Annotated in this window: 10 protein-coding genes; 5 read left to right on the top strand and 5 right to left on the bottom strand. The window is 51.9% G+C overall.

The genetic code is table 11. The annotated features are described in order from the left end of the window. Window positions 1-165 precede the first annotated feature (165 nt). Window positions 166-978: an alpha/beta fold hydrolase gene (locus tag ABD949_RS30180; protein ID WP_345250210.1), complete on the top strand. Its 813-nt coding sequence runs from the start codon at window positions 166-168 to the stop codon at window positions 976-978. Window positions 979-988: 10 nt separating this feature from the next. Then, complete coding sequence (locus tag ABD949_RS30175; protein ID WP_345250209.1) at window positions 989-2206, top strand: sensor histidine kinase; 1218 nt, start codon at window positions 989-991, stop codon at window positions 2204-2206. 51 nt (window positions 2207-2257) lie between these two features. Here ABD949_RS30175 and ABD949_RS30170 read toward each other — a convergent pair whose 3' ends face one another. Continuing rightward, on the bottom strand, window positions 2258-2857 hold the full coding sequence (locus tag ABD949_RS30170) for a DUF4136 domain-containing protein (protein WP_345250207.1): 600 nt from the start codon (window positions 2855-2857) through the stop codon (window positions 2258-2260). Window positions 2858-3432: 575 nt separating this feature from the next. On the opposite strand from ABD949_RS30170, the gene ABD949_RS30165 reads away from it, so the two are divergent. After that, on the top strand, window positions 3433-3696 hold the full coding sequence (locus ABD949_RS30165) for a hypothetical protein (protein WP_345250205.1): 264 nt from the start codon (window positions 3433-3435) through the stop codon (window positions 3694-3696). Between the two features lie 63 nt (window positions 3697-3759). Further along, the gene (locus ABD949_RS30160) at window positions 3760-4764 is read left to right on the top strand and encodes a bile acid:sodium symporter family protein (protein WP_345250437.1); all 1005 of its coding nucleotides are present in this window, start codon (window positions 3760-3762) and stop codon (window positions 4762-4764) included. Window positions 4765-4780: 16 nt separating this feature from the next. On the opposite strand, the gene ABD949_RS30155 is transcribed toward ABD949_RS30160, so the two are convergent. From ABD949_RS30155 to ABD949_RS30145, 3 genes are all read right to left on the bottom strand, one after another. Further along, complete coding sequence (locus tag ABD949_RS30155; protein WP_345250202.1) at window positions 4781-5524, bottom strand: EcsC family protein; 744 nt, start codon at window positions 5522-5524, stop codon at window positions 4781-4783. 161 nt (window positions 5525-5685) lie between these two features. Continuing rightward, window positions 5686-6993 carry a RagB/SusD family nutrient uptake outer membrane protein gene (locus ABD949_RS30150; protein WP_345250200.1) on the bottom strand — a complete coding sequence of 436 codons (1308 nt, stop codon included), beginning with the start codon at window positions 6991-6993 and terminating at the stop codon, window positions 5686-5688. Window positions 6994-7035: 42 nt separating this feature from the next. Beyond that, window positions 7036-10203, bottom strand: coding sequence for a SusC/RagA family TonB-linked outer membrane protein (locus ABD949_RS30145; RefSeq protein WP_345250198.1), 3168 nt, complete (start codon window positions 10201-10203; stop codon window positions 7036-7038). 323 nt (window positions 10204-10526) lie between these two features. Between ABD949_RS30145 and ABD949_RS30140 the strand changes: the two genes are divergently transcribed. Then, window positions 10527-11222, top strand: coding sequence for a murein L,D-transpeptidase catalytic domain family protein (locus ABD949_RS30140; protein ID WP_345250196.1), 696 nt, complete (start codon window positions 10527-10529; stop codon window positions 11220-11222). On the opposite strand, the gene ABD949_RS30135 is transcribed toward ABD949_RS30140, so the two are convergent. Continuing rightward, window positions 11204-12457, bottom strand: coding sequence for a L,D-transpeptidase family protein (locus tag ABD949_RS30135; RefSeq protein WP_345250194.1), 1254 nt, complete (start codon window positions 12455-12457; stop codon window positions 11204-11206). The two genes, ABD949_RS30140 and ABD949_RS30135, sit on opposite strands and share 19 nt — an antisense overlap. Between the last annotated feature and the right edge of the window lie 70 nt (window positions 12458-12527).

The following is a 12527-nucleotide window of genomic DNA, read 5'->3' as shown; positions in this document are numbered from 1 at the left end:
CGGAGCCATGTCTTAAATCGGTCGTTCATCATCAACTATAGTGTAACTACTAACTTCCTCCACAAAATAAGATTATTTCTGAAGAAAAGCGGCTGGGTGTCCCGGCCTCTTTTTTTGGCAAAATGAACGTATATTGCCTCTCGTTAATGTACTCACGTTACTACCATGAATAATACCGTTATTGCGCGAAACAACGTACATGTGTTTGGCAACGGAACCCAGCCCATGCTTTTTGCCCATGGTTTTGGCTGCGACCAGAACATGTGGCGGTATATAGCGCCCTCGTTTCAGGATACCTACAAAATTATATTGTTCGATTATGTCGGCTCCGGCAAATCAGATTTGTCGGCCTATAATGCCGACCGGTACGGTAATCTGAACGGTTACGTCCAGGATGTACTCGATATCTGCGAAGCCCTTGATCTTCGCCGGGTCATTTTTGTCGGCCACTCTGTCAGCAGTATGGTCGGCCTGCTGGCCGCCATTAAAGAGCCGGACTTGTTTGAGCGACTGATCTTTGTGGGTCCTTCACCCCGCTATATTAACGACGGAGCCGATTATTTCGGTGGCTTTGAGCGAAAAGATATTGAGGAACTGCTCGATACGATGGAGAAAAACTATATCGGCTGGGCCAATTTCCTGGCACCGGTCATCATGAAGAACCCCGACCGGCCGGAACTGGGTCAGGAGCTTAGCGATAGTTTCTGTTCCACGGACCCTTTAATTGCCCGCCGTTTTGCGGAGGTAACGTTTTTCTCGGATAACCGGCAGGATCTGGCTAAAGTAAAAGTGCCGTCGCTCATTATGCAATGCTCCGACGATCTGATTGCTCCGCTGGAAGTTGGTGACTATATGCACCGGTATACCCCCGGCAGCACGCTGCGGGTCCTCCAGGCGACGGGGCACTGTCCGCACATGAGCGCCCCCGAGGAAACCATCGACGTCATCAATGCCTGGCTGGAACCGTCGTTCCATTAGCGTTACGTGTATGACTATAGACGAAGGTCCAATCAACGATTATCTGGATATAGCACCCTGCGGGCTTTTCGTTTTTACGGATGAGGGGATTATTGTTAAGGTCAATCAGACCCTGGCCTTGCTATTGGGCTACACCCCGGATGAACTCACCGGCCGTAAGGTAGAGTCGGTGCTGACCCTGGCCAGCCGGATTTTTTACCAGACGCATCTGTTTCCACTAATCAAACTTCACGGCAGGGCCGAAGAAATTTTTATTTCGCTGGCCAATAAGGATCGCGCCGAAGTTCCCGTGCTGGTTAACGCCGTACGCCGTGAAAACGGTGGAACTCCGCTTAACATCGGTGCCTGTATTCCGGTGTACCAGCGTCAGAAATACGAACAGGAAATTCTCCAGGCCCGCAAAACGGCCGAAGACGCCCTGCTGAAAAACGAGGAACTGCTCAAAGCCCAGCGGGAACTGGAGCGCTACAAGGAAGAACTCGACCGGCGGGTTAATCAACTGGAACAGCGCAATCTGGAATTAATTCAGTTTAACAAGCTTATTTCGCATGATTTGCTGGAGCCGGTGCGAAAGATCACCACTTTTCTGGACCTCCTGCAGATGGAGAATCAGGCGAACCTGACCCCGAAAGGGAATGAAGCCATTGCCCGGACGATTCAGGCCAGCCACCAGATCCGGCAGATGATTACCAACCTGCGCGAGTTTGTGGCTATCGATATCGAGAGTGATTCATCAACGTCAGTTGATTTGAATCAGATCGTCGAAAGCGCGGTTAAAAAGGCAACGCTGCATACCGGTTATACGAATCTGACGGTCAACAAAGAAGCCCTCCCGGTCATTGAAGGGAACCCAAAACAACTCGAACTTCTATTCTACAACCTGATCGACAATGCGATTAAGTTTCACCGGCCGGACCTTGATACCAACACCCGAATCAACCTGAACTGCAGCATCATTCAGCACAACAGCTACCGGTCTTCCAAAGAGAAGTATAAATATGTGGATTTCGTCAAAATCATTTTTGCCGACAACGGTATAGGATTCGACAACAGCTACCGCGACTATGTTTTCCTGATTCAGAAAAAACTGAACCCCAATACAACCGGGCTTGGATTTGGCCTGTCGCTCTGTAAAAAGATCGTTGAGAATCACCAGGGGACTATTTCAGCCGATTCGGCACCGGGTCAGGGCGCTAAATTCACGATCCTGCTCCCCATAAAACAGTAAAGGCCTACCAGGAATCGGTAAGCCTTTACTGTTGCTTAAAACTGCTGTTCATTATTCACCATTCCGACGAACGCGACGTTCTACCGGAACAGCTTCCTGAGGATAATTCTCAAAGATCAAATGAACGGCCTGCTTAATTTTGTCTTCACCGTGGATGAATTCGTTACCTTCCATCAAACCAGACGCAAATCCCTGCCATACGACCTCACCAGTATTCCGGTCCAGCATATTAACCATGAGCGTTCCCCGCTCTACCTGGAAAGAAGCCGTATCTTCCGGCTGGCGAACTTCCATGTCGCCCCAGTACGTAGTGCCATAACCGGTAAACCCACGCAGCGTGGTAGGCTGATCAAACACCCGGAAATTTACAACCAGGTCGGCTCCCTGGCGGTTTTGCTTATAACCCCGGCTTTCCATTTCATGCGAAACCGCATCCCGCACCAAATCCTTCAGCACCAGGTCATTCAGGAAGTACATACCCGGATCAAGCCGATCATCGACCTGAGAAGCGTAGGCGAATGAGCGATACCCACTGAAATCATGATTTAACTTCTTGTCTGTATTGACAATGGCGTTCTGCGCCGACCGGTTCGCACATCCTGCCATGCTCATCGAAATAAGCACAGCTGCGAATAAAGTTAATGCTCTCATAACGTTTCTGTTTAAGTTGTTTACTGTCTGTCAGGTGACCAGTATCAAAATTCCATGCCACAAAAGTCCCTGAAGAGGCAGGCAAACAGCTTCTTTTCTACCGCATCAACTACTCTGTCCGCGTATCCATGGTGGGTATTATCGTTGAATTCACTTGAAGCGGGGAAGCCTCGCCTGCAAACTAACTTACTATGAATCAGTCTCTTCAGGCCTATATACAAACAGGGCTTCAAATTAACCTATAAAAAATAAAACGTTCATAATGAACAGGTTACAAAAAAAACACATAAAAATTTTATGAGTTTGGTTCACGCTCCCGCCGTTTTTTGCCAAAGCGTGGTTTTTATGCCCCAGAATAGGGGAATCAGTCCACACCCGATCTACCTGGGTTCCAGGTTGAGCTGCCTGAACCGGTCGTTGGTAGCCGGTATACGACACCGTTCATCCACAAATAATGACGTTCGAACCCGGTTTACGGCAGTTCATCCCTAAAAACTACCTTTTCACCACCGGAGGTATTTTTTCATTTAAGTAACCGTTATATCTTTGATTCGTAAACCTCAATCTGTCTCTCTATGAAAAAGGTCCTACTTTGCGCGTTACTGTTCGTTGGTACAGCCGCTTTTACAAGAGCCTCGGCCTGCGATGATTCGCTATGCGACGACCGGGAAAAAGGAAAGACCGAAGCCAGCCAGTCCCTTACCTGGTTCGGTGACCGTGGGTTTATACCAAAGCGCACCCGCAATGCCGGCTTAACTGAATCTTCCCAGCCGCAGTCGCTGGTTGAAAAAGGCATTCGGTTCCTGTTCGGTACCTCTCTCAAAAAGTCTGAAAACTAAGGCTTTGCTGCCCTGTTGAGAACCTCTGACGGAGAACCTACCCAAACGACAACTGCTTCCCGTATTTCTCAGATTCGGTCGCTGGCTCAGCGGGCCGGCCTGGACGGATTCCTGCTGGCCGTGGCCGGTATGATCCTGCTGGCTTATCTATGGCCGGCGGGTGGTATTCAGGAGGGGCCGCTTTCACTATCCCGTATTGCCAATTACGGTGTTACGCTTATCTTTTTCTTTTACGGGCTGCGGCTGAACCTGGACAAGCTGCGGGCCGGCCTGAGTAACTGGCGGCTGCATCTGCTGGTACACGTCACTACCTTTCTGGTCTTTCCGCTGCTGGTGTTGGCTGTCTGGAAGGTGTTTGCCACCGAAAATCAGTCATTGCTGTGGTTGGGAGCCTTTTACGTAGCCGCCTTGCCCTCAACGGTTTCCTCATCGGTGGTAATGGTCTCTATTGCCGGGGGCAATCTGCCCGCGGCTATTTTCAACGCCAGTATTTCCAGCCTGATTGGGGTGTTTATCACACCTTTATGGATGGGCTTATTTATGAGTACCAGTTCGCTGGAATTTGACCTCTGGCCGGTCATCGGCAAGCTCACCCTTCAGGTACTGCTACCAGTGGTCCTGGGCTTGCTGCTCAACAAACGTTTCGGTGGCTTTGCTGAGCGTAATCGCAAATACATCCGCTATTTCGACCAGTCGGTGATTCTGCTCATCGTTTATACCTCCTTCTGCGAGTCGTTTGCCCGAGATATGTTCGCCGGTTATAGTGTCTGGGATCTGATCGCCCTGAGCGTTCTGATGCTGGCCCTGTTTTTTCTGGTATACGGAATTACACACCTGGCCAGTACGTTGCAGGGCTTTAACCGTGAGGATCGGATTACGGCTCTTTTCTGCGGCTCCAAAAAATCGCTTGTCCAGGGTAGCGTGATGGCCAAAGTTTTGTTTCCGGATGCAACCGTCGTGGGTATCGTGCTGTTACCCATCATGGTATACCACGCCCTGCAACTGATTGCCGCGAGCGTGATTGCCCAGTCGATGGCGCGGAGGTCAGGTAGGCTGGCGAATGAGTAAGTGCTTTTCTTCAATCTTATAAATTAGTTAACACCTTGAAGTCCGTTTCACGCCACCGCATCCGGTAGGCATTCATGGCGGTGGTTCCCAATTGGTCCAGTAGTCGCCAGTTGACAACCAGGCCAACGGCCGCACCGATTCCGGGTATAAGCTGCGCCATCTTGGCCAGGTCGATATAGTCGCGATACTCCTGCTGGAAAGTAAGCCAATCGAATTCGTTAATGTCTTCGGGAAGTTGCTGGCAGTGTTCGGCCCAGTTTTCCATTTGCAGATAAACTTCCCGCCGTCGCTCCTGGCTCGAAAACGCCAGTTGAAAGATGTGCATAATGTACAGTCGCTCGCGATAATCGCTGACGGAGAAGCCGTAGAGCGTCGCAACGTCGAACAGCATTTTCATTTTCAGGCTCAGCAGCAGCGGAAAATCGGCCAGTCCCAGCAGGATACCTCCGGCTCCGGTAACGCCCCCTTCGGCGGCTCCGGCTTTTTTGTAGAACGCAATCCGATCACGCACTGCCGCTTCGCGCAACTCAAACGACACGTTGGTGAGGGGCTGGCGCGTCGTATAACCCGCCCCAAACAACACGGCCCGCGTCATTTGTTTAATGGCTGTCGTGATAGCCTGGTGCACTTTATCCGGAATGAGGTTATTCATCCGTCGTTGCAGACCTTTGGACAATCGGTTCAGGGCCGATGGCGGACTCAACATTTTCTGCTGCCAGATTTTGAGTTCGTTACGGATGGTTTCTTCGTAGGAGAACATGGTTAATGTCTTATTTACCCCCAACCCCCTGAAGGGGGCTCAGCTCCGCTATATCAAGTATTCTGAACAGAAGTTAATCTACTGCTAGTCAACTCTTGGTCAATATTGGTAAGTAGCGAAGCTAAGCCCCCTTCAGGGAGTTGGGGGTTACGGGGTTACAATCAGTTCGTCGGATCGTCAGGCGTACTGCTGTTGTTAAAACGTTCCGTCTGCGGATACGGCAGGAAGTTCCGGTTCCGCTCCTGACTGGTCTGCGGCACCGCAGAGCCCGGCCCTGACCGGGTAAAACGACGGCTGTCCTCCAGTCGGAAACCCATATAGGCGAGTTCAATCAGTCGGTTGCGGTAAATCTCCGTCAGCACAGCTTCGGCCGTTTGCGGACCGGAATACGCTGGTAAGCCAGCCCCGATACCCCAGGCATCGGTCGTCTTGGTCAAAACCCGGTTCAGTTCGGTAATGGCGTTGTCCAGGTCTCCTTTGCGGGCGTAAGCCTCCGCACGGATCAACAGCATTTCTCCCGGCAGATACACAGGAACCGGCGCATTATTGGCGGTATAAAAACCGGTACCCAGGTTACGGGCCGTGCTCGCCGACTGGGTATAAAAGTCAGGTCGCCGGTCGGCCGCATCGGGAGCCAGGGCCCCGGCCAGACCGAATGTTGCGTTGGTCGGTTCAAAAACGTTGCGGTTGCTAAAAGCTACTTCAAACACCGGATTGCGGCTGTTCTCGTCGAACGAGAAGAACGAGCGCGTGGTCAGGTTGACCCGCCCGGCGGCTGCAATGGCTTTGTCGTAATCACCCACGAACAGGCTGTAGCGGGCAATCAGGGCCTGTAGTGTATTCGGAATATCGATGCCCGGCACAATCTGGCTGGTAAAACTGGCCGCCACCGGGGTAGCAGCTACCAGCGTTGCGGCAGCTTCCAGCTGCCGGATGGCCTCCCGCAACAACTGCTCGCGGGTCACAAACTGGGCATTGGTGCCTGACACAATCGGAGCCTGTTGAAAAAACTGAGCCAGCGTACCCAGCGACAGCGCTTTGAAAATGGATGCATACGCAATGAGTCCACTTCGGGTGCCGGGGTCCTGCACTACCCGGTCAACGTTCTGCAGAATGATATCGGCCGTATTGCGGGTCAACTGGCTACTGGTCCACAGGTTCCGTATGACGGCATTGTTGCCCTGAACACTGTTATATCCCTGCTCCAGCAACAGTTCGTCGGTATTACCGGCGTTCAGCACGCGCAGCTCGCGGGTAGTCAGGCCACTGGCGGCTACGGCATTATAGAGGGCTCCCTCCCGCCCTATTGTATAGCGGAACTGCATACCGTTTGCGAGCGTGATCAGTCCGCTGGGCGAGTTGACCACCTGCTGCTCGCTGGCGGCACTCGGATTTAGGTATTCCTCCCGGCAGGCGTTCTGGGTAACCAGTAAGGCCACGAGACCGGTTGTCAAAATATATCGTTTCATTAGATTCTGAATGTTTGACAAAAGTTGTTGGACGATGAAGGCTTAGAACGTAGCTGACAGTTGGAGCCGGTACGTACGCGGAATGGGTACGTTTCCGAAGTCGACACCCCGCAGCAGATCCGATGTGCCACCGGCGTTTGTTTCGGGATCGAAGCCATTGTATTTATCCCAAGAAATCAGGTTCCGGCCAATCAGCGACACGTTCAGGTTGCTCAGCGCCCGCACAAAATTGGGCAGTTGGTAGCTTAGTCCAACTTCCCGCAGCTTTACGAACGACCCATTGTCGACCCGAAACTCTTCAATGGTTCCGATCGAGAAGATATACCCCCGTGGCAGTTCACCCTTCATTTCCTTCTCAGCCAGTTCGCCTATACCTACGTTCTCCCGGGTACGCTTGTCGGCATTGAACACCTGAACGCCCTGTACAGCATCAAGCAGGATGTGGAGCGACGCCCGTTTGTAGGTCAGGTCACTATTGAAGGAGCCGGTCCATTTTGGGTTCGGGTTGCCGATAACCTTCAGCACATATGCCCCGGTGGGTTGTTCGGCGGTACGCTGGGTGGTATACTCAGTTGGACTTACCTGGGTACCCCGCTCCCGCTGCGGTAGATTCTGCGTGGTCAGCAGGAGCTCCCCGTTTTCTTTACGCGCATACGGGAAGCCGTAGAAGACACTGGCGGGTTGTCCTTCGATCAGGAAAACCGGTGCGCCGGCAACATTGTTGATGGCAATGGTGGGGCTACCCAGCGAGAGCACTTTGTTGCGGTTCTGGTTGTACAGGAACGTCAGGTTCCAGGTCAGGTCCTTGGTCCGCACCGGCACCAGGTCCAGCGAGATTTCATACCCCCGGTTCTCCATTTCTCCCACGTTATTAACGATGCTGGAACCGCCCGTTGACGGAGCCAGTACGCGGTTCACCACCAGATCTTTGATACGCTGGTGATAAGCCGTGAAGGTCAGGTTTACGCGGTTGTTCAGGAATGACAGGTCGGCTCCGCCCTCAATTTCTTCCATCCGCTCCGGACGTACGCGGGGGTTTGCCAGGATTGAACTGGGTATAATGGTATTACGGCCCAGAAAGCCCACTGGCTGAAACTGCCAGAACCGGCTATATGACCCAATACCCGACAGGTTACCGGCTTCTCCGTAGGATGCCCGTAGCTTCAGGGCATTAAAGGAATTGGACAGACTGCTGTTTTTCCAGAAATCCAGGTCTGAAACAACAAACGAGGCACTCAGCTTCGGATAAATCTGGTTGGTCTCCGACGGAGAGAACTTAGACGACCGGTCGCGACGAACGGCCGCCGTCAGGAACGCCAGGTTGCGGAAGCCCAGCGTTGCCTGTCCGAAATAACCGCTCAGGTTAAACCGGTCCAGGCCGTAGCCCGACCGCAGCGTGGTGCTGGCCGCTCCGCTTACCGTTTCTATAAACGGGGCCAGGTTTTGTCCGTTGGTCTGGGTGAAATCCTGCTGACTGAACTGGTAGTTAAATCCGGCTATCACATTCAGTTTAAATTCTTCGCCGAAGTTCCGCTCATAGCCGGCATTCACATCAGAATTAAACAGCATCACCTGGTTGTTCACGGTGGCCGCGTAACCAAACGGATAGCGCTCCAGCGGCAGCTGGGCTACCGACTGATACGGGTACGGCCGGATGTAATTTTTACCGAGTTGCGAGTAAGTATCGACACCCACAATCCAGTCGAGACTCAAGCCCTTTATGGGGGTGAGGTTTAATTGCACGTCGCTGATGGTCCGGTTCACGGCCTGCGTGAATGTCATGTCCTCGATGGTGGACAGGGGATTTACACGGGTTGGTTCTACAGCCTGGAGGTTGCCGGCTGCGTCACGCTGGGTAATATCCCAGAGGTTGTTGGTGATGGTAACCGAGTTGATGGGGCTATAGAATACGTTACCGTTGGCCTTCTCATTGGACAGGCTATTGATGTAACTCAGTCCCGCCGACAGCTTGGCCCAGTTGGTCAGCCGCTGGTCCAGCCGTGCCCGGAGGTTATAGCGGGAAAAATCGGTTGCTTTTACAATACCTTCGTTGTACAGGTAGCCAAACGAGACGTAATACTGCGTGTTGTCGCGCCCGCCAGACAGGGAAAGCGTATTGTCGGTGCCGTAGCCGGTCCGGAAAATCTGGTCAAAATAGTTGTATCGCTGCACATCAACCAGATTGGTTGCCAACTGGGTGGTTACGCCATCGCGAACAATGCCAGTTGTCGTTACACCGGGATTATTGGCGATCTGGGTGGCCGAGATCCCGCCTATGGTGTGTAGCCGCAACCCGGCAAATCCGAACTGCTTGGGATAGGTGGTGATGGGAACGCCTTTCCGCAGTTCGTTGACGCTGACGCTGGTGGTAAACGACAACCGGGGCGCACCGGTTTGACCGCGTTTGGTCGTAATCAGCACTACCCCGTTAGCCGCCCGCGATCCGTACTGGGCGGCCGCTGCGGCTCCGTTGATTACGTTGATACTGGCAATGTCAGTTGGGTTTATATCGGCCAGTCGGTTAACGCCCGGCTGGGCAATTCCGATCTGGTCCGTTAGGGCCAATTGCGCAACGTTCTGGCTGGCGTTGCTGACGATGACCCCATCAATGACATAGAGTGGGTCCGACGAGCCCGACAGCGACTTTACCCCGCGTAGCCGCACCGACAGAGCACCGGCTGGATCGCCGGAATTCTGCACAATCTGGGCACCGGGTATCTTACCCTGAAGGCTGTTCAGCAGGCCGCCCGAACCGGTCTGGGTCAGACTCTCCGTCCGGATGGTGTTGATGGCATTTCCGAGTTCACGCCGGGTAGTACGGATGGTCGAACCCGTCACCACCACTTCATCCAGATTCAGAATATCTTCCCGGAGGGTGCTATTGGTCGTGACCGTTTCCTGATTACCGAGTGAAACGGTAGCCGTAGTGGGTCCATAGCCGACGGCACTGAAGTTCAGGGTATACGTACCTGGCCGGAGATTAGCAGCGAACGAATAATTGCCGTCCACATCGGTCGCTGTTCCGATGGTTGTACCGGCTACCTGCACGGTTACACCGGGCAGGCCCTGTCCGCTGGCATCGGTTACCCGTCCGGAAAGCGTGTAGCGTTGCGTCTGTGCCCATACGCTGCCGGTCAGCAGAAGCGTCAATACCAGCAGCCATGTCCTTTGGAGCAGCCGTTGGCAGCAGTGGTAGTAGTTACTTGTCATAGGTTTATAAAAATGTTAATAAAAGTTACAAAGCCTAAAATTAGAGGATTTTTTAATGTAGCTACCCTTTACAGGTTGTAAGAATTAAAAGAGAAGAAATTATATCTGATGTTGCATTGGAGCAGCCAGACTGGCTTGAAAGCGGTAAACTGGCAGAAAAATAATTTTTTGGAGCAGACAGAAACTTAATTGCAGCAAATTCATTAAACTTAAATTAAATTAGCCCGCAGGACATAAAAATAGCTGGTCTGTAGAATTAATTCCACACAATTGGCGTTAAACTAATAACCTCAACCTGAAAACATAAAACTCTTTTCGGACTTATGAAAAAAGCCTTGATATCTCTTTGTCTGTCAGTAACTCTGTTAACCCTCTCTCCTTCTTCATTTGCCCATTATGTACGTGCTGAGCGACCAGTTGTGCCCGGCGAATCGGTTTCCGCCTGGTTTCGGGCCTACGATGATCTACACCTGGGCGCTACCGGTCTGAAGCGGGAAGTATTCGAGTATGCCCTGCGGGGCTTGCAGAAGATGGATGCCAAGCCTATAATATCCATCGTTGATATGAGCCAGCCTTCTACCAAGAAGCGTCTCTATGTTATCGACCTGGAAAACAAAAAACTCCTGTTTAATACGTTTGTATCGCACGGACGCAACACCGGCGAACTGATGGCCAGCAGCTTTTCCAATGTCAACTCGTCCAATAAGTCAAGCCTGGGTTTCTACAAGACGCTGGGTACGTACGTAGGTAAGCATGGCGTTTCGCTTAAGCTGAAGGGGCTGGAGAAAGGCTTCAATGACAATGCTTATGAGCGGGCTATTGTCCTGCACGGTGCCGATTATGTGTGTGAAGACTTTGTCCGCCGAACAGGCCGACTGGGTCGCAGCCAGGGCTGTCCGGCGGTACCGAATGATGTCTCTCAGAAAATTATCGATGCCGTTAAGGGCGGCACCTGCCTGTTCGTTTATTTCCCCGACCAGGACTATATTAAAAAGTCTACTTACTTAGCGGCTTTGTAAACATCCTGAAAGAAGGTCAGTTGCCCCTGTTCGTCTACATCCACCAGGTTGTAGGTTATGAATACCGGAAACGGTTTTGGTAACGGGAACGTCCGGGGCTTCTGATCAATCATACACCGGTCCAGAAAACCAGTATCAAATTTATCAGATCCTAGCAGAAAGTTGGCTAGTTCGACCGGTTTCTGCACCCGCATACAGCCGTGGCTCCGCCAGCGGTCGTCCGTTGTTGAAAACAGTTCGCGGCTGTTGGTGTCGTGCAGATAAATAGCAAACGGACTGTCCAGGTTAAACTTCATCACCCCCAGGGCGTTATCGCAACCCGTCGACTGCCGGAAACGGTATTTTTTCACAAACTGCTCCGGTGATATGCTGGCCCAGTCAATAGCATAAGGATCCACCTCTTTACCCGCCTGGGTCACCACCTGCATGTTCTGGCTGTCAAGAAACGACGCATTGCGTCTCATCTTCGGCAGAATCTCCTTGGTGGCAATACTCTCAGGCACGTTCCAGTACGGATACGTAATAATGTCTTTCAGGTGCGATGTAAACACCGGCGTTTGGGTATCCTGTTTGCCCACAATTACCTGCATCGGCAGCAGGCGCTTACCGGCTTTATCATATATCGTCAGTTCAGCCGCCGGAATATTCACTACTACGAAGCGATCGAAGTCAAACCGGTTCAGCCAGCGATAGTAATTCAGCGTCCGTTTGATCGCCTTCAGCGTGTCCGATGATGTATTTCCCCGAAGTTGTTGATAATGCCCCACTAACTGCGCATACGGCTCAAACTGAGTAGAACGCTTTACTTCATCGACCAGCGCATCACCCGAAATAGTCTCCGCCGTTACCATTGACCGTACCCAGGCGGTGTCCAGTTTCTCCTCTTTGCGGAGTCCATGATAGGCCAGGCCCGGAATCTTGTCGCCGTAGCGTAATTCCGTCAGCAGCAACTCCAGTTTTTGCGTTGCCTGATCTTCCCCAGCCATAGGCTCGGTCGGGTTATACGCAACACTATATTTCGTTGTGTCAATACCAAGAGAATCAGCATATTTATTGACCCGCCGAAGCGCGAGCTGGGCTTCCGGTTTATCACGTTTAAACACCTTCAGCTTTTCCAGCAGCGCCGAAAATCCATTCTCTTCGCTGCCTTTAAAATTATCGGACTGGCACCCTACCGATGCCAGCATCAGCGCGGCACCGATCATTAATCCAAATTTGCTGTTACGTTGAGTCATTTTCTTATCTTTTTACTTTACTATTCCAAAACATAGGTTTTCTTGCACTATCAAAAACTCCATCATACGT

It is taken from the genome of Nibrella saemangeumensis (assembly GCF_039541915.1).
Taxonomy (GTDB): Bacteria; Bacteroidota; Bacteroidia; order Cytophagales; family Spirosomataceae; genus Nibrella; species Nibrella saemangeumensis.
The sequence above is the reverse complement of the archived record's forward strand: the minus strand, read 5'-3'. Positions and strand labels throughout refer to the sequence as shown.